The organism is Cylindrospermum sp. FACHB-282 (assembly GCF_014697195.1).
Taxonomy (GTDB): domain Bacteria; phylum Cyanobacteriota; class Cyanobacteriia; order Cyanobacteriales; family Nostocaceae; genus Cylindrospermum.
In genome coordinates this window covers 1-19,652 of sequence record NZ_JACJRJ010000075.1, presented here as the reverse complement: position 1 = coordinate 19,652, position 19,652 = coordinate 1, and the positions used below count along the sequence as shown (strand labels likewise).

Genomic DNA, 19,652 nt, shown 5'->3' with positions numbered 1-19,652 from the left:
CTCGGTCAATCCTGCGGATTGATGTGGTCAAGGGACGTTTCGTTTTTGTCTCGCAATTCCTCTCGTCACCTCCCTTGCGGGTAGGTGAGAGGCTCCTTGCTGTTCAAGCTGAAAAGCCCGTTTGTTTTATCAGGTTTCATCTAAAATACTGCTCAAAATCAGATAGGACTCCTGTGGTTAGAAGCACTAGCTTGTTAAGCAGGATACTGTCTAGTTAATTCTCAGGTTTGATATCCTCTGTGCCTTTGATAGTTCAAAATTTAGAGAGCAATAGAGAAGAACTAGGGAAAAAAATAGAGTTTATAAAAAATTCTGGAATTTTGAAAATGAAGTACTTATTTTTAGTTTTGGTGCTGATATTGTCCTTAATTGTTCCTAGCGAGGCAATGGGCTACGCCCCGCTGTTCGCGAATGCACAAGCAAAACATCCCTATAGCTTAATGTCTGGACTCGGTACACATCACCATCCAGTTTCTACCGATAATCCAGAAGCACAAAAGTTTTTTGATCAGGGGCTAAATTTGATTTACGCCTTTAACCATGATGAAGCGGTGCGTTCTTTTAAAAAAGCTGCCGAACTTGATCCGCATTTGGCGATCGCATATTGGGGTATTGCTCTTGGCTTAGGAGCAAATATAAACTTAGATATCGACCCTGATCGGGAACAAGTCGCTGATCAAGCAGTACAGCAAGCTTTAGCACTTTCTCCCCAAGCATCAGCCCCAGAACAAGACTACATTAATGCTTTAGCAAAACGTTACTCCCACAATCCTCATGCAGATTTGTATCAACTGGCGGTAAACTATGCAAAAGCGATGCAAAACCTCGTCCAGCGCTATCCTGATGACTTAGATGCAGCAACACTTTACGCGGAAAGCCTGATGGATTTGCATCCTTGGGATCTCTGGAGTCATGATGGTAAACCACAGGCAGATACACTAGAGATTATTACTGTTTTAGAATCGGTAATCCAGCGCGATCGCAACCATCCTGGAGCCAATCATTACTATATTCACGCAGTTGAAGCTTCACCTTCCCCAGAACGTGCCCTCAAAAGTGCTAAACGACTAGAAACCCTAGTACCAGCAGCAGGACACTTGGTGCATATGCCTTCCCATATTTATTTCCGTGTGGGAGATTATCAGAGGGCGATGGCATCAAATCAGCAGGCGATCGCTCAAGATGAAACTTATTTTCTAAAAAATCATATCGTCGAGGGCATTTATCCCTGGATGTACTATAACCACAATATCCATTTTCTCGCAATCGCCAGCGCTATGGCAGGCAGACATGAGGATGCTCTCCAAGCCGCAGATAAATTAGTGGCAAATGCTACTCCACTTGTCCCTGTTTTACCAATGATTGAGAGCTACCTAAGCACCAAAATTTTGATTCAGGTCTACTTTGGAGATTGGGATGATATCTTAAAGACTCCTGCTCCCGATGCCAAATTAGTGACTACCAAACCACTCTGGCATTTTGCTCACGGGATGGCGAATGCCGCTACAGGTAAAATAGAAAAAGCAAAAGGCGATAGCAATGCCTTACTAGAATGCCAAAAAACAATTCCTGTCACCGCAGTCATTGGCTTAAGTACTGCAAATCAAATTCTCGACATTGCCGCCAACCTGTTACAGGCTAAAATTGCTACAGCCGAAGGAAATTATGACTCTGCCATTAAATTCTTAGAAACAGCAGTATCACAAGAAGATGCCCTCAATTATATCGAACCACCAGCCTGGTATATTCCTACAAGGTTCGCTTTGGGTGATGTGCTATTAGCTAAGGGTGACTATGCAGCCGCTGAAAAAGTCTTTCGTGCAGATTTGCAAAAATATCCCCATAAACGGCTTTCTCTACTTGGCTTACAAGCAACCTTGCAAGCACAACTTGTACAAGCTGAATTAGCAAAAGTCGAGAAAAATAGCGATACTCAGCTACAGGTTCAAAATCTCCGAAGCTGAGTATCTTGTAAGACTTAAGCAACAACCCTCTAAAACTTTTCTTCCTTTGCGCCCTACAGCCCTACGGGCAAGAGCCTACGGCACGCTTCGCGAACGCTGCGCGCGTGCGCCCTTTGCGGTTTGTTTCTTCATAATGAAAGCGTAAGTCCTATCTTGTTTCAAAACTGAGTTTTACCACGATGTTAGGGTCTAATACCCCTTCATCTACAGGTAGCTTGTGTTTCAGTCGGGGTTTACATCCCCTTATGCAACAGTCTTCACTACGCACAAGCTACGCGAACAATTTTGAATTTTGAATTTTGAATTTTGAATTGTTTACAGTTGTCTTACCACCGGTTGACCATTAATAACTTCACCAATTAAAACTAAATCGACACAATTAACAAAGATGCCATTTTCGAGAACACCCGGAATATTATTCAGTGTTTTTTCCAGATTCACGGGGTCGCTAATAGAATCAAACCTAACATCTAATACAAAATTGCCTTGATCAGTGATAACTGGGCCAGCTTTTTTCACACCCATACGGAGTTCTGGTTTACCGCCGAGTTTTTTGATAGCATTAGTCACAGGTGCGATCGCCATTGGGATAACTTCTACCGGCACAGCAAAGCTAGAACCCAAGCGTTCTACCAACTTACCGCTATCCACTACCACAATAAATTGCTCTGCTAAGTAATCTACGACTTTTTCCCGCGTATGTGCCGCACCGCCGCCTTTAATCAAGTTTTTGTGGGGATCAACCTCATCCGCGCCATCAATAGCAATATCGATATGGTCAACGGCGTCTAGAGTCGTGAGAGGAACGCCGTACTGTTTCGCTAACACTTCCGACTGAAACGAAGTCGGGACACCGATTATATCTTTAAGTTCACCAGATTTGAGACGTTCTCCCAAAAACTGAATTGTGTACGCCGTCGTTGACCCCGTACCCAAACCAACAATCGAGTCTGATTTTACCAAAGCGGCGGCGGCTTTGCCAACTTCTTGCTTCATCAACTTCAAGGGATCTGCTGCTGCGGTCATTCCCAAACTCCTAAAAAATCAACTAAATGGAAGGCACTATCACAGCCGAATATACTACATTCGCACCAGCGAAAAAGTCTCTAATGCCAAATTTCTCTTGATTTCGGCGAAATAAACCTATTTTTTATACACAAAATATCCGTAAATAGACTAAAATCAAAACAAAAATATATGCAGTTCTCAGTTAAATGAATTACATCTTGGAACCACTCCCCCAACCCCCTCCACAAAACAGCCTAAGGCGTACACACAATTTATCCAATTACCCAAAAATATTTTCCACCCTCACCCTTCCCTAACACACATCCCTCTCCTTCGTAAGGAGAGGGACAGGTAAAGCGATAGCAAAACCAGGGTGAGGTCAACCCGTGCGACACAAAACGGAGAAACCCTATAACTTTAAGTTTTCTGCAACTTGTTATTAAAAGCAATATGGGAAAAGTAAATAGACAATTTTTTATCTGGTCTTTCTCCGGATTAATCATAACATTAGCAATTTGGCTCGTTGTCGGTAACTTGATTGCTACAGAACAAGAGCAAAAAATTGACGCAGCAAAAGCACAGTTTAGAAAACAATTCCCTAAAACAGAAGCTAATAACTCAGCCCTAAAGCTAGAAGAATTAACCGCTAAATTAGGCGTTCCAGTTGGTCTGGGTTTAAGAACAACACCTACTCGTTATCTTCATAGTTCTGGATATGAAGCAAAAGCAAAACAATTTCAGGATATTTATAAAGAAATCGATAATTACTTAAATACTCAGTTAAGAAAACCAACTGATGAAATAGATATTCCACCAGAAAAATTGCGGCAATATCTCTCATCTAATGCAAGTTTGTTAGAAGCAGTTCAAACCCATATCCTCAATAGTGAATTACCTCAATGGGAAATTCAGGATATCAGTAATTACACTGCCGAAGATCCTTTCCCTAGTTTTTTGAGTTTCGCTAGGCTCCAAAAACTGCTTACTCTAAATATTTTAGAGAAAACCCATTTAGGACAAAATAAAGAAGCTTTAAAGAGTCTAGAAGTATCATGGAAATTACATCAATCTCTTGTTAAAAGACCTGAATTTATCTCTCAATTGGTTGCTATTATTTTAGCGAGGCAACAAATACCTGTAATGCGGAAAATGGCAACCATACCTCCTGTCTGGCAATCACGTCTTGAACGAGTTATTAACTATAATTTTCCCCAATCTTTTTTGACATCTCTAGAAGGTGAAGCATTTGGTTTTAGCAATACCTCAAGAACCATAACTCCTAGAAGTTATGAAAACTATGTTTTTTCGATTTATTCAGTATCACCTACTTTAAACTTACAACTACCCAGTTACCCGCAAAACTTTTTTGTTGCTAATTCTGACTACTATATCAATACACCCGATGCTATTGATTTACCATTCTTATATCCACTCCACAAACCATACTTTCGGCTAGCAGGTGTTGATTCTTGGGAGAAAATGAACCAAACAGTCCGTGAATTACCCAAAGAATATTTTTGCTCATTTGAACCAGAAAAGGTTGTGAAAAAATATAAAATTGCACTTGCATGGTGGATTCTAAAAGATAGTTCAGCAGATACATTATGGTTATCTCAATGGCGAAAAGTGATGAAAACTGCACTGCAAATAGAACTAACCCAAAAAATTATCCAAATTAAAGAAATTGCTAACAAGCAAGGTAATTGGCCTCAACAAGTTCCAGGTATTGAATCTTCTGCAATATGTAAAGATGCTAAATGGATTTATCATGTTTCTGAGAATGGCACAATGTCTATTTCCTTGAGTAAACAATTTGATTGGTTGCAAGGAAAACCAGGAGATAGTAATTATATCCCTCTCAACTACAGTGCTAAATATAAAGGAACCTTGAATTTAAAATAAAAATTATGAATCAGCACAAAAGACAAAAATTATCTCCATTCCTCAAGTTTATAAGCTTGGGACTTTCATTGTCTTTGCTGATAGCTTCTAGTGGCTGCACACAAAACCCGATAAAAGAAGAAATTTCTACTTACACTCAACAATTAAGAGACAAAAACCACCAAGAACGATGGAATGCAGCTATGGCTTTAGGGAGAATTGGCCCCGAAGCAGAAAGCGCAATTTCTGAACTTATCGAAACACTCAAAGATGAGAATCCGTTAGTGCGGATGAGTGCTGCTAACGCTTTAGGAAAAATTGGTTTAAAAGCTCAAATTGCAATTCCTGATCTAATCGCTACATTACAAGATCAAGATGAAGAAGTCAGACAAGAAGCAGCTACAGCTTTAAGTAGGATTGGTTCACCTGCTGTTTCTCCACTAATTGCTACCTTAAAAGATAATAATATAGATGTTCGCTTAAATGCTATTTCTGCTTTAGGAAAAATTGGTGTAGATGCAAAAACAGCAGTTCCCGCTTTAATGGACGCGCTGAAAGATAATAATCCAAAAATTCAATACAAAGTAATTGCAGCATTAGGACAAATTGGCCCAGAAGCACAAGCAGCAATTACAATTTTAACAACAAAACTCAATGATCCAAATTGGCAAGTACGCGCAAATACAGTTCATGCTTTGGGTAACATTGGTACTCTGGCAAAATCAGCGGTTCCTGTGCTGCTAAACTTACTTAAAGATGAAGATGCAGTAGTTCGTCAAAGAACAACTTTTGCTCTAGGTAAAATTGGTGCTGTTCCTCTACTTGTGGAAGCATTAAAAAATGATAATGAAGCCGTTCGTCAAGGTGCAACTTATGCTCTAGTTGAAATGGGATTACCAGTTGTTTCTAATCTGAAAGAAGCGCTGAAAAGTGATAACCAGTTTGTCCGTCAAGGGTCTGTTTCTGCGTTGGGTATAATTAGTAAAAGTCTTCAGGATAGAGCAGCAAAACTATCCACAGCGGATTTAGACCAAGCTATATCAAATTTAGCTCAAACCGTATCCGTTTTGCAGCCTGCTCAAAAAGAGCTTCTAAAAACTAGATTTGAAGCAAAAGATATAGAACCTATTACTCAGACATTGGATGCACTCAAAGACCAACAAAGAGTTCGCAGTCTTGATTTAACTCTCAATATTATTTTTTGGGGATTTATCTTACTGTCATCAACTGGAGTTTCACTTATTTGGTTGCGGCCAGTATTTTTCTTGCGGTTCACGAGAGCAATAGTAACAGCTAGACAAGAGCAAAAAATTTTAAATCAGGTGTTAGCATCTGCACAACTTTTTTTAGAACAAACAGGAGCAAAAGTCAGCCGCGAAGGTAAGCGGGGATTAAAGATTGTATTAAAATCAGGACGGCTCGAAGCTTATTCTCCTTTACCTGTTTTACTAGCAATTGATCAACCCCATGACCAAGATGTAACTGAGTTAGTGCAGTATGCTGAAAGGCTAGCAAATAATCGCCAAAAACGTGCCGGGATATTACTTTATCGAGAAACACCAGATACCATATTTCGGGTGCGGATGGCTGAGGTGCGCTTGTCTGAGCATTTTGTCCTGATTCCCATCCCCTTAGCAGCAGTGGAACAGGTGGTGGTGGATAGTGCGGCTTGTACAGGGTTGCTGGCTGAATATTGCGATCGCTATTTACCTGGCGCAGACTTATTTGATGATCGTAATGCTATTGGGGATACTCTTTCATTTTTTGGTCGAGGGAAACTGCTGCATCGTCTAGAAGAAGAATTACTCAGAAAACAAGGAGTGGGACTTTTTGGACTCCGCAAATCAGGAAAAACCTCGATTTTGCTACAGTTGGGTTTTTCTTTGCGACACCACCCAGTTGTACATATTGATCTACAGCCTTATGGTGGTAAACCGCGCTATGGTGCAGAATTTTTTAATGAAATAGTCCAAAAACTTTCTTTGCTGCTCAAAAACCGTGAAGCGTCCCAAAGGTTGAAGTTTACACCATTTAGCCGTGACCTGCCAGCCACAGATTTAACTACAGAATTTATCCAACGTATCAGCCAACTAACTGAAGTATTGACCAAAACTGGTTATAAACCACCGATTATTTGTTTTTTAGATGAAATAGAACGGATTCTGCCAACTCCGACAGATCCTCCCGAAAAAGTAGAAGAATTTAACGCCTGTTTTGGAGTATTGCGATCGCTTAGTCAAGAACAACGACAGCTTGGGTTTCTCATTGCCGATGTTCATCCTGATTGTAACCGAATTAATCAATGGCAGCAAACAGGAGTACCCACAAACCCAGTTTTTAGCTTTTTTAAAGAAGTGTTTCTTTCTCCCTTTTCGGCGGAAGAAACAACAACTATGCTCACTGATATTAGTCGGTTAATGGGTCGAGCATTTGACCAAGAGACTTTAACTGCTATTCATCAAGAAAGCGGTGGTCATCCATTTATAGCTAGACAAATTGCCAGTCTTCTTTGCGCTAAAGTGCTAGAAGTTGATAATGGTTTAATTTCTTGGTCAGATGCACAGCGTTACATCAAAAAACCTTTTACTTATTCTAGCATTTTGAAAGACTATTTTGGGCAAAATATTTGGGCAGATTTACAGAAACGTAACTTTGCATCAGCAATGGCTGTTCTGCGAGTGCTGGCTTGTAACCCAGAGTTAGCTAATGGCGTGAACCAAGAAGAATTACAGGCATTTTTGGGTAAAATGTTTACTGAAAGTCAGTGTTTAGATGCTCTACTTTGGTTAGAAATGGTGGGATTGGTGGTTAGAGTAGAACAAGAAAACAATGATTATTATTACAGCAAAGTGCCGATGCTGTCTCGTTGGTTGCAATTGGAAATGGGAGAGGAGGAAATTAAAAAATGGCAGATTCATTAGAGCAGCGTCCCTTTGATAACTTTCGAGTTGCAATTACAGATCCTCCTTACTTTTTTGGACGAAATGAATTGCTGGAAAAAGTTAAACATTCGCCTTTTCAAGTTCGTATTCTCCTAGGTGGACGCCGCATCGGCAAAACCTCTCTTCTCCGCGCCATTGAGTGGAACTTACTAAATCTCAATACTCACTCAAATCAAAGTTCAGATATCAACAACAATTCAGAATGGATAGAAAAGTTATTTCCTACATTTTATAAAATATTTAAACATCAAGCCAAAGCATCTAATAATACTCAAGAAACGTCAGTTAGAGATATTAGTCCAGCTTTTCCAGTTTTTATTAGTTTACAGGTAGAACAACCCAAAGATTTAGATAGTTTCAGATATTTACTAATTGCTCGTCTACGGGAGGCAATTAATCGTTGGCGGCAGATACCGGGAGCAGAATTACGGCAGATGTACCAACAGTTTCTCCGTCAAGTTGTAGGAGGTGAAGTAACTGTTAGCTTCCTGACAGCAATCAATGTAAAGTTAAACGTTAATAACCCTGACCATGAGCGAAAGTTAAACCATGAAGATTTTCGGCAAGCTTTACTAAAGACAATTAAAGAACTTCAAGAATTGCACTTTGAAGGCGTTTGTTTTCTTTTGGATGGGTCAGAGTTTATTATTAGCCAAGCTTGGGCAAATGATGCTTGGAGTTATCTTAGAGGTTTAAAAGATACTGACACGGCTCTGAAACCTTTTATCGGATTATTGTTATCTGGATACCGAAATTTAAAAGATTACCAACAAGCTGTAGGTTCACCACTACTAAACATAGCTGAAGTTGGTTGGTTAACAACCTTGGATACTTTAGAAATCCGCGAATTGATTCTTCAAAGAAGTCAATTTGAGGAGATATCTTTAACTGAAGAACAAATTCAACTAGTCATCGAATGGGCAGGTGGGCATCCTTATTTAACTCAGCAAATGCTCAACATGATTTTTGATGATTTTCGCAAAAATAAATCTCGTTCTTTAGAAAACATCAAACTTGAGCTTTTACGTCAACATGACCGCGATTTTTCAGCTTGGTGGAACGATACTCAACGCTCCTATAGCTTTAGCGAACATGAACGAAAAGTGTATCATGCTTTGATTCACAATCATCAAGGTAGTATTGAAACTTTAGTTGAGCAAACCCGTCTTAGTTATGGTGAAGTGGCAGATTCATTAGATGTGCTTATAGGGACTGGTATAATTTTGAGAAAAAATGATGATATTTATACAATTGGCTCGCTGGTTTTTGCTGACTGGGTTGCACAACAGTAACTATGATAAGTCATCCATTAAAATCGCGGTCGCTCGTAAAACAAACTAAAGTAAACATAGCAGATTCAAAATTGGATTATGAGGAATATGCAGCATTTACTAGGTACAGTTTCCTTGGTAGCACTACTACAAAGCTTTCCCTCAATTGTTCATGCACAAGCCCTAGAAAGTAGTGCAGAAATAGAACCTAATTCTATTCAACAGGTTCTAAATGCCAAGTTGATGAGCAATTTGCCAGATGGACAATTTTATCCAGAAAGGTTGATTAATCGGGCAGAATTAGCCTCGATTTTAGTCAAGTCCTTTCAACTGGACAAACGCCAAGCAGCTAAACAAAAAAATACCATATCAGTGCCAGATGTTCCTATTTCTTATTGGGCATTTAACGATATACAGATAGTTCTCAAAACAGATATTATGAAAGGCTACCGGGGGAATCTATTTTTCCCCAACCAAAGAATAACTAGGGCCGAAGCTTTAGCTATTTTCGCCCAAGCTTATGGTGTATTTCAATTTTCTGATGACAGTGTCAACGAAATTCTCAGCCCTTATGCAGATGCAGTATCTATCCCCCCGTGGGCTAAAAAGGCGATCGCCACAGTAGTGAGTGAAGGCTTTATCAATACAGACGCCCAAGGTAATATTGCCCCATTACGGCCAATGACACGGGGTGATATGGCCTACCTTTTGAGCAAATATTTGCAACGCCAACAGCAACAACCAGACACACCAGTGGTTCCTGGTGCGCCCCAAAGTTTATAATATACCAATGTCAAAGAATTTGTTCTTAGACCCAACAGAGAATTTTATTCAGGTACGGCTTTAACAAACAGAGAGCCTGAATTTTTATCTCTGCTGAAATCAGTACCTGATTGCGAAACCTGAAACAGTGATAAGTTAGAATTAACTATCCCTTTTAAATAAGTGTCGCCTGCTACCTCACCACCAAAATCGATTAAACCAAAAACTTCTTGCGTTTTTGCGTTGAAATTGAACTTGAAATAGTTAGTTGTGGAGATGCGGTTGACAACATTATCATAAGCAGAAATGACATTATTAGCAGCATCTAAAAACGAGATATTCAGCGACTCTAAAAAATTAGTTTTCCCCGTCCCACTTTCGGAAAAAGAGGTTGGGGCTATTTTTTCATCAAAACTAAATGAACCCTTAGCTGAATAATTCCCCTTACCATTCCAGGTAAAATCATAGGTAATAGCCTGAGCAGGAGCTATGGCTGTAAATGCGATCGCTAAAACTATCCCTATTATGACGGCGAGAGTTAAAAGCAGCTTTTTCATCTTGTTGATCTTGTGCTAATCAAAAAAACTAGTACCGTAGAAAACAGCCCTAAAACCACAGGCAAATTTAACCACCCTGAGTATCACATTAATCCAATAGGTTTCTTACGGTACTCCCATAAGTACGAAATTATTATTTGTATTATAAGTTACTTATAACAGGATCATCCTTTGCTGACATAACGGGCTGGAATCATAAAAAGCCATTAGCTAATTACCTTAATTATGCTTTAGATTACAACTTGGTAACAGTATTATTCTTGTGGCTGTCCCAGCATGGGAAAATCAAAAGAATGCCAGAAGTAGAGTTTAGAGAGAGGAAAATCCTATAATATGCACCTGAGTGAAATCACCCATCCTAACCAGTTGCATGGTTTGTCGATTCGGCAATTGCAACAAATTGCCCGTCAGATTCGAGATAAGCACTTACAAACCGTAGCAGCAACAGGAGGGCATTTGGGGCCCGGTTTGGGAGTTGTAGAATTAACCCTAGGGCTTTACCAGACGCTGGATTTGGATCGGGATAAAGTTATTTGGGATGTAGGACATCAAGCTTATCCCCACAAACTACTTACAGGACGCTACAGCAACTTCCACACTCTCAGGCAAAAAAATGGAGTTGCCGGTTATCTCAAGCGCTGTGAAAATAAGTTTGACCACTTTGGAGCGGGACACGCTTCTACCAGTATTTCCGCTGCTTTGGGTATGGCTTTAGCCAGAGACTTGAAAGGGGAAAAATTTAAAGCCGTCGCTGTAATTGGCGATGGGGCCCTGACAGGGGGTATGGCTTTAGAAGCCATCAACCATGCTGGACACCTACCCAAAACTAGCCTGCTGGTTGTTCTCAATGACAACGAGATGTCCATCTCTCCCAACGTGGGCGCGATTCCCCGCTACCTCAATAAAATGCGCCTCAGTGCTCCGGTGCAGTTTATCAAAGATAATTTTGAGGGACAATTCAAACAAATTCCCTTTGTTGGTGAATCCCTGTCTCCCGAACTAGAACGCATCAAAGAAGGTATGAAGCGCTTGGCCGTTCCCAAAGTTGGCGCAGTCTTTGAAGAACTGGGCTTTACCTATATGGGGCCAGTAGATGGGCATAACTTAGAGGAATTAATTGCTACCTTCCAACAGGCCCATCAAATGCCAGGGCCTGTTTTAGTGCATGTAGTCACCACCAAAGGTAAAGGTTACGAAATTGCCGAACTAGACCAAGTCGGCTACCATGCCCAAAACCCCTTTAATGTGACAACTGGCAAAGCTATTCCCTCCAGCAAGCCCAAACCCCCCGCTTATGCTAAAGTCTTTTCTCACACCTTAGTAAAACTTGCTGAACAAAACCCGAAAATTGTGGGGATTACGGCAGCAATGGCAACGGGTACAGGTTTAGACAAGCTTCAGGCAAAACTGCCCAATCAATATATTGATGTTGGCATTGCTGAACAACACGCTGTCACCTTGGCAGCAGGACTGGCTACTGAAGGAATGCGCCCCATAGCGGCTATCTATTCTACTTTCCTACAACGTGCCTACGACCAGATCATCCATGATGTTTGCATTCAAAACCTGCCTGTATTCTTTTGCCTAGATAGGGCAGGAATTGTTGGTGCTGATGGCCCCACCCATCAAGGTATGTATGACATTGCTTATCTGCGTTGTATTCCCAACATTGTGGTGATGGCACCCAAAGACGAAGCGGAACTGCAACGCATGGTGGTGACAGGGGTTAACCATACCAGTGGACCAATTGCTATGCGCTTTCCCCGTGGCAATGGCTACGGCGTCCCTCTGATGGAAGAAGGTTGGGAACCTCTAGAAATCGGCAAAGGCGAAATTCTCCGCCAGGGCGATGATGTGTTAATCCTTGGCTATGGTTCGATGGTCTATACAGCGATGCAAGCTGCGGAAATTCTCAGCGAACATGGCATTGAAGCGACTGTGATTAATGCCCGTTTTGTCAAGCCTTTGGATACTGACTTGATTTTGCCTTTGGCGAAGCAAATTGGGCGCGTTGTCACTTTAGAAGAAGGCTGTCTCATGGGTGGCTTTGGTTCTGCGGTGGCAGAGGCCCTAATGGATACTGATATTTTGGTGCCGGTGAAGCGCATCGGTGTGCCAGATATTTTGGTAGATCATGCTACACCAGATGAATCTTATGCAGCATTAGGTTTAACTAGTCGGCAAATAGCGGAAAGAGTTTTGCAAGCTTTCTTTCAGAAGCAAGCATCTGCTGTTGTCTAGTTAGTTCTTAATTTGAGGTAGGGTGGGTAATACCCACTCTACAAAGAAAGCTGAATTAGTCGAATTTCTAAACTCAAGACTTTATTAAATTTCCTGACTGAACTATCTTTAGACAGAAATTGCATCTAATTTCCTCAATATATATCTGAAAACAGTTACCGATGGGATTAGTGTTTTGAGATGGTACTAAAGATTTGATTTCAGTGTAGTTATAGTGCCTAACAAACATCTATGAAACCAGATGCGATCGCAACTTTAGGGCTGAGAGTGAGTGATTTACCGCTGTCTGCAATATTTACCACACCGTTAAAAGACCCAGTGCCCGTCTTTTTGATGATTTTGGGGATTATGCTGATTGCGCCCCTGCTGTTTGAGAAAATTCGCCTACCGGGGATTGTGGGGTTAATTATCGCGGGGGTTGTGGTCGGGCCAAATGGATTGGGACTGCTGGCACGGGATAACACGATTGTGCTTTTAGGTACAGTTGGTTTGCTGTTTCTGATGTTCATGGCAGGACTGGAAACTAGTTTAGATGACTTGAAATATAACGCCGATAAGGCGGTCATCTTTGGATTAGCTACCTTTGCTATACCGATGGGATTAGGTACTGTAGCTATGTTGGCGATCGGCTACGGTTTTTTGCCTTCAATTCTGGTTGCTTCTTGCTTCGCTTCCCATACCCTGCTTTCCTTACCGATCGCTAGTAAGTTGGGAATTATGCGATCGCCAGTCTTAACTGCCACATTGGGAGGTACGTTAATCACCAATACTTTGGCGCTTTTGGTGTTAGCGGTGGTAGTCAAAGCGCATCAAGGTAATTTAACCCTGAGTTTCTGGCTCTTCCTGATTCCTTCATTAATTATCTACACTTTTCTCACCCTTTGGGGCGTCCCTCGCATTGGACGATGGTTTTTTCAACGGTTTGGCCATGACGAAGGGGCAGAATTTACCTTTGTTTTGGCTACCTTGTTTGTGGTGTCCTATGGGGCAGAATTAGTCCAGATTGAGCCGATTATTGGCGCTTTTTTAGCAGGTGTGGCCATTACTCAACTGATTCCCCAACTTAGCCCCCTAATGAATCGAATTCAATTCATTGGAAATACGCTATTTGTGCCGTTTTTCCTGATTTCTGTGGGGATGCTGGTGAATCCAAAAATTTTGTTTCAAGAACCGCGAGCGCTCTTGGTGTCAGGTGTGATGGTGGCTGTGGCTATTGTTGCCAAGTTTCTCCCCGCTTGGGGTGCGGGCAAGTTATTTGGATACAACTTTAACAATATTATGGTGATGTTTGGGCTATCGGTGGCTCAGGCTGCGTCAACTTTGGCAGCAATCACCGTTGCTTACAATATTCAGCTGGTTGATCAATTAACTGTGAATGGCACGATCGCCATGATTTTAGTTACCTGTGTTGGTTCTCCTTGGATAACCGCTAAATGGGGACAAAATCTCAAGTCAGAAGCTACCGTTACCCAAACCAGTCGAGGCGAAAATTTAGGCGATCGCGTTTTAGTCCCAGTTGCTAACCCTAACACCGAAGATAACCTGCTAAAGTTGGCAATCATCCTCGCCAAATCTGCCAAGGGCACACTGTTACCACTGCACATTTTACTGGAGGAGGGTACACCCATTTCCCCAGAGGCTAAAGCTAGGCAAAATCAGTTACTCTCAACCGCAGAGATGATTGCCCATGCATCAGTGACTAATGTTACCCCCATTGGTCGGATTGATGAATCAATTGACAAAGGAATTGCCCGTGTAGCCCAAGAAAAGCAAGCGAGTGTCATTGTTTGCGGTTGGAAAGGTTACTCGACTTACCAAGAAAACTTGTTTGGTAACGTCATCGACAAAATTGTGCTTCGTAGTTCAGTGCCGGTGTTGGTAACTCGATTTCCCTTACCCATTGAGCATACGAAACGCGTATTTTTCGCTTTCACCACCCAACAAACTTACGCTAGTTCTTTTGGACAAAGTATCCTCTTAGCCAAAAGCTTGGCTACGGAATTTAAAGCCTCTCTGCAACTATTGCAAGTCGTATCTATCCGAGGAGCCAACGCTGATTTGGACGTTGCCGAATTACCAGGAGATATACCTATGCAAACAGTGCGGGGTAATTTTGTCCGCCAAGTTTCACAGTTACTCAAAACCAACGATTTGCTGTTGTTGAATGGGGCTGTTGAGCAGAAAAATCAAATATTTTCGCTTCTCGGTGATGTACCAGAAGCGATCGCCCGCACTCAATCTCAGGTTGGGATGATTATTGCCTACGTCCCTCACTAGCGCAGGCATTTGAGCAAGAATTCACAACTGTCTTACAGCAGTTTTCATCTATCTGAACCACATCTGTCGTAGGGGCACAGTAGGGACACAGCATTGCTGTGTCCCTACCGCGTGGTCTATTTACCTGAAAATCGCTGTAAAGCCTCTCTCCCCATCCGAGAGAGGTTAAAGTGTATTGCATCCCATCTAGAAGCGCTATATTTTCAAAAGTATTTCCAATCCAAAATTGCGATGACAACTTCCACAAATCAGGTTTATCCCGTTATTTGGCACAATAACTCAGTATCTCTCATCGATCAAACCCGTTTACCTAACGAGTATAGTTTTGTAGAAATTCACCGCAGCGATGATATGGCGCTGGCGATTAAAACCATGATTGTACGGGGTGCGCCGGCAATTGGTGTCGCTGCGGCTTATGGAATGTATCTTGGGGCGAGGGAAATTGAAACCAGCGATGGCGAAACGCCCGCCGGAGGCGAACGCCGCGAATTTCTGGATAAGTTAGAGAAAGTCGCCGAATTGTTGCGTTCCACTCGCCCCACAGCGGTAAACTTGTTTTGGGCAATTGGCAGAATGATGAAAACTGCCTACGAAAGTTTAGGAACAGTAGAGGAAATTAAACAAACTCTTTTGCAAACCGCCCAAGCCATTAATGCAGAAGATTTACAAACCTGTCAGGCTATAGGTGATCATGGTTTAGCCGCATTACCCAAAACTCCAGAAAAGCTGACGATTTTGACTCATTGCAACGCCGGTGCTTTAGCCACCGCTGGTTATGGTACTGCACTTGGTGTAGTGCGTTCCGCTTGGAGAGAAGGAAGATTAACGCGGGTGTTTGCTGATGAAACCCGTCCCCGGTTGCAAGGTGCAAAACTCACCGCTTGGGAATGTGTGCAAGAAGGGATACCCGTGACTGTGATTACAGATAACATGGCCGCCCATTGTATGCAACGGGGTTTGATTCATGCTGTCGTTGTGGGTGCTGACAGAATTGCTGCTAACGGCGACACTGCGAATAAAATTGGAACTTATAGTTTAGCGATCGCCACCATTGCACACAATATCCCCTTCTTCGTCGCTGCACCCCTTTCTACCATTGATTTTGCACTAACAGACGGTAGCCAAATCCCCATTGAAGAACGGGAACCAACAGAAATATACCAAATTGGCGACACTACCCTCACACCATCGGGAGTTGAATATTACAACCCAGCCTTTGATGTCACTCCAGCAAAGTTGATTACAGCCATCATTACAGAGAACGGTGCATTTGCTCCTAGTGATTTAGCAAAAGCTCAAACAAAGCAAGTGGTTTAAATCCAAAAGCTAGGTAAAAATTTCCCAATGAAAAAATTAATTCCGACAATTTCCTTAATTTTTTGCAGTATCTGGCTAGTGAGTTGTAGTAATTCTCAAACTGATGCAGCCAAGCAAACGCCCTCAAATACAGTCGAACAAATCAAAACTGAAACTTCCCCAAAACCTGTAACAGCTACTCCAGCCAACACCACTGAACAACCAAAAATTGGCACAATCAAAGAGTTAGTAAATGGTGACCTCAAATGCTACGCCACCCTAGTAGATGAAAACGGAAAAGAACATAATCTCGGCGCGTCATTTGAAGTTTGTGAACCCGAAAAGTTTTTAAATAAGAAAGTGAGTTTATCTTATGGAATAGAATCAGTTAGTGATTGTCAAAGCGCTGAACCTTGCGGTAAAAGCAAAAAAGAATCTCTGATTGTTAAAATAGATATTTTGGGTGAAAAATCGCCAACAAAAAAAAATTAGAACACCAACTCACACATAAGTCGAATACTACAACCCAGCTTTTGATGTCACCCCCGCAGAGTTAATTACAGAAAATGGCGCATTTGCTCCTAGTGATTTAGCGAAATCTCAAACAAAATGTAGAGATTTTCCCTGAAACATCTCTACATCATAAATAGTTAGAAATCATTAAATGTAAAATAATTACTTGGTTTGTAGTGAGCGATTTATCGCTCAAGGGAATAATTCTCAGGACTAAAGTCCTTACTACAAGCCTTATTTTATTTTATTTTAATTTTCTTGCTGCTTTACATTTATAGTGCGTAGTTCATTCAATGAAAACGACTGTTTTATTTGCTTATATTTTTTAATATATTCATTATTTGTTCATACATAGCATTATCCCCTTGAGCTAGATACAGTTGCGCTGCTTGCTGCCAATTTTGAATAGCTATCTGTTTATCTCCCCTAATATTATAAACCAATCCTCGACCGAGATAAGCTAGAGCAAATTCAGGATTAATTGCGATAGCCTTGGTGTAATCAGCCAGCGCTAAATCCCATTCTTTCTGATTTCGGTACACAATCCCGCGATTGTTGTAAGCGGTAGCATATTCAGGATTAATTGCGATAGCCTTGGTAAAATCAGCCAGTGCTAAATCCCATTCTTTCTGATTTCGGTACACAATCCCGCGATTGTTGTAAGCCTCAGCAAATTCAGGATTAATTTCGATAGCCTTGGTGAAATCAGCCAGTGCTAAATTCCATTTTTTCTGGTCATGAAACACAATCCCGCGATTGTAGTAAGCTAGACCATATTCAGGATTAATTGCGATAGCCTTGGTGTAATCAGCCAGTGCTAAATTCCATTTTTTCTGGTCATAATACAGATTCCCACGATTGCGGTAAGCGCTAGCAAGTTGAGGATTAATTTCCATAGCCCTGGTGAAATCAGCCAGTGCTAAATTCCATTTTTTCTGGTCAGCATACACAATCCCACGATTGCTGTAAACCTCAGCATCTTCAGGATTAATTGCGATAGCCTTGGTGAAATCAACCAGTGCTAAATCCCATTTTTTCTGATCATTGTACAGATTCCCGCGATTGTAGTAAGCGCTAGCATATTCAGGATTAATTGCGATAGCCTTGGTGTAATCAGCCAGTGCTAAATCCCATTTTTTCTGGTCATGGTACAGATTCCCGCGATTGTAGTAAGCGCTAGCATATTCAGAATTAATTGCGATAGCCTTGGTGTAATCAGCCAGTGCTAAATCCCATTTTTTCTGGTCATGGTACAGACTCCCACGATTGCTGTAATATGATGCACGGGGATTAAGTTTAATCGCCTCATTTATCGCTGTCTCTCCTTCTGCATACTTTGTTAAATCATCTAATACGAACAACTTCGTATTATACAAATTTGGGTTTTTAGGCTGGAGTTTAATCGCTTGATTTATTGCTACTAATGCTTGAGCAAGTTGTTTTAATTTTCGATAAACTAAACTTTGCTCATGCCAAGCAGCAACAAAATCAGGCTTATATTTCACTGTTTGCTCGAATACTGCTATAGAATCTTGATATTTTTTTTGCTTATTTAATACCAAACCCTTGCCATAATAAGCTAAGTAAATAAAAGATGGTTTCAGCTTTATTGCGGCATCAAAAGCTTGGACTGCTTCCTCATATCGATTTAACCGCCACAGTTGATTTCCTCTTTCTAACCATTGACTAGCAGTAGCATTGCCTTTAGAGACATCTGCTGATAATATGGCTTTTTTAATAGACTCGATATTTTGTTTATTGAGTTCCGGTGCTGGGGTGTTTTCTATTTTTTGCCCTTGTGTACCCAGTCGCGTTGCTATTCCCACAAAGGTACTTATAGGAATGCCTAAACTATAGCCTATCTGGACTTTACCTCCACTATTGCCAGCATCCCCTACCTTTTCATCAATGGCTGCTTCTCCCTCTGCGCGTCCATGAATACCAATAACCCGCCCCTGAGAATCTAACACAGGCCCCCCACTCATGCCGCCAAAGGTGATACTGCTATACACTAACTCATATCCCCCTGTTAAGGATCTTGCACTTTGTAAGCTGCCAGAAATATTGCTTTGAAAATCTGATTCTTTAGTTGTTAATAATCCCTGTTCTTGACTAAAAATCTTCCCTGTTGTAAATCGCCAAGGTGACTTATCTCCTAATTTGGGATACCCCGCAGTAAAGATAAATTCATCATTTCTGGGACTATAATTCGCCAGAGTTGCAACTTGATAATTTTCTTGAGAGCGAAACTTAACTACAGCTAAATCTACCCCTTGTTCTACTTTAATGCTGCTTGGTTCCACAGCATATTTTTTATCATCGTGTGTTAGTATTTGATAATTATTTTTTCCACAGATTTGTGTTGCATCTACTCTTTCACAGACAACATGAGCAGCAGTTAAAACTGTGTAAGTATCCCCTTGTTTAGCGATAATTATCCCGGAACCATTTCCAGCATTATTGCTATCAATTTTGACTGTAATTTGTTTAGCTTTTTGTTCTAGTTCCCCTAACCATCCTGTTAATTGTAATGCTGGTATTTGCTGGGAAATTTTTGGTAGAGGTAGAGAATAAGCTGTGAGAATTTCTGGTTTTACCTGTTCTAAAAGAGTCGTGACAGGTATTCCCCAACTCAGTTTTCGCTTAAGTTGAAACTCATGAGCATAGCGGGACTTTGTTTGTATAGTTCCGCAATTTATAAGCGCCTGGGATATCCATCCTCTCCGAATATTCAGATTTCCAGGCAATAAAACGCAGCCTCACATAGAATTGGTATTAGTAGATATAGGAATAATATTTGATTTTTGAAAAAAAATAAGAGATAATACGGAGAGAGCATACAAGTCTAAAACAGAACAATGATAAAGCAGTATTTAGAACAAGAGATACCTGCGGTGGGTGGAGTCATCGGCGAACTACAGGAATTTATAGCTCAAAATC

Annotated in this window: 12 protein-coding genes; 9 read left to right on the top strand and 3 right to left on the bottom strand. The window is 41.2% G+C overall.

What is annotated here, in order from left to right; genetic code table 11:
• Positions 1–326 precede the first annotated feature (326 nt).
• Complete coding sequence (locus H6G32_RS24990; RefSeq protein WP_190463263.1) at positions 327–1,964, top strand: tetratricopeptide repeat protein; 1,638 nt, start codon at positions 327–329, stop codon at positions 1,962–1,964.
• A 315-nt stretch (positions 1,965–2,279) separates the two neighbouring features.
• On the opposite strand, the gene rpiA is transcribed toward H6G32_RS24990, so the two are convergent.
• Positions 2,280–2,990, bottom strand: a complete 711-nt coding sequence (gene rpiA, locus H6G32_RS24985; protein ID WP_190463261.1) for a ribose-5-phosphate isomerase RpiA — start codon at positions 2,988–2,990, stop codon at positions 2,280–2,282.
• A gap of 432 nt (positions 2,991–3,422) precedes the next feature.
• Here rpiA and H6G32_RS24980 point away from each other — a divergent pair, with 432 nt between their 5' ends.
• The 4 genes from H6G32_RS24980 (at position 3,423) to H6G32_RS24965 (ending at position 9,849) form a co-directional block, all read left to right on the top strand.
• Complete coding sequence (locus H6G32_RS24980; RefSeq protein WP_190463259.1) at positions 3,423–4,874, top strand: hypothetical protein; 1,452 nt, start codon at positions 3,423–3,425, stop codon at positions 4,872–4,874.
• Positions 4,875–4,879: 5 nt separating this feature from the next.
• Positions 4,880–7,774, top strand: coding sequence for a HEAT repeat domain-containing protein (locus tag H6G32_RS24975; protein WP_190463257.1), 2,895 nt, complete (start codon positions 4,880–4,882; stop codon positions 7,772–7,774).
• Positions 7,759–9,087 (top strand): ATP-binding protein, encoded by a 1,329-nt coding sequence (locus tag H6G32_RS24970; protein ID WP_190463255.1) that lies wholly within the window; start codon positions 7,759–7,761, stop codon positions 9,085–9,087. Before H6G32_RS24975 ends, H6G32_RS24970 begins: the two co-directional genes overlap by 16 nt.
• Positions 9,088–9,174: 87 nt before the next feature.
• Positions 9,175–9,849, top strand: coding sequence for an S-layer homology domain-containing protein (locus tag H6G32_RS24965; protein WP_190463252.1), 675 nt, complete (start codon positions 9,175–9,177; stop codon positions 9,847–9,849).
• A 44-nt stretch (positions 9,850–9,893) separates the two neighbouring features.
• On the opposite strand, the gene H6G32_RS24960 is transcribed toward H6G32_RS24965, so the two are convergent.
• Positions 9,894–10,385: a hypothetical protein gene (locus H6G32_RS24960; protein WP_190463250.1), complete on the bottom strand. Its 492-nt coding sequence runs from the start codon at positions 10,383–10,385 to the stop codon at positions 9,894–9,896.
• 333 nt (positions 10,386–10,718) lie between these two features.
• On the opposite strand from H6G32_RS24960, the gene dxs reads away from it, so the two are divergent.
• From dxs to H6G32_RS24940, 4 genes are all read left to right on the top strand, one after another.
• Entirely contained in the window at positions 10,719–12,626 is a 1,908-nt protein-coding gene (gene dxs / locus H6G32_RS24955; protein ID WP_190463248.1) for a 1-deoxy-D-xylulose-5-phosphate synthase, read from the top strand.
• A 231-nt stretch (positions 12,627–12,857) separates the two neighbouring features.
• Positions 12,858–14,903, top strand: coding sequence for a cation:proton antiporter domain-containing protein (locus tag H6G32_RS24950; RefSeq protein WP_190463246.1), 2,046 nt, complete (start codon positions 12,858–12,860; stop codon positions 14,901–14,903).
• A 231-nt stretch (positions 14,904–15,134) separates the two neighbouring features.
• Positions 15,135–16,220, top strand: coding sequence for an S-methyl-5-thioribose-1-phosphate isomerase (mtnA, locus tag H6G32_RS24945; protein ID WP_190463244.1), 1,086 nt, complete (start codon positions 15,135–15,137; stop codon positions 16,218–16,220).
• Between the two features lie 27 nt (positions 16,221–16,247).
• Positions 16,248–16,691, top strand: coding sequence for a hypothetical protein (locus H6G32_RS24940; RefSeq protein ID WP_190463241.1), 444 nt, complete (start codon positions 16,248–16,250; stop codon positions 16,689–16,691).
• 329 nt (positions 16,692–17,020) lie between these two features.
• Here the strand turns inward: H6G32_RS24940 and H6G32_RS24935 are convergent, their stop codons facing one another.
• Positions 17,021–19,459 carry a serine protease gene (locus H6G32_RS24935; RefSeq protein ID WP_190463238.1) on the bottom strand — a complete coding sequence of 813 codons (2,439 nt, stop codon included), beginning with the start codon at positions 19,457–19,459 and terminating at the stop codon, positions 17,021–17,023.
• Positions 19,460–19,652 lie beyond the last annotated feature (193 nt).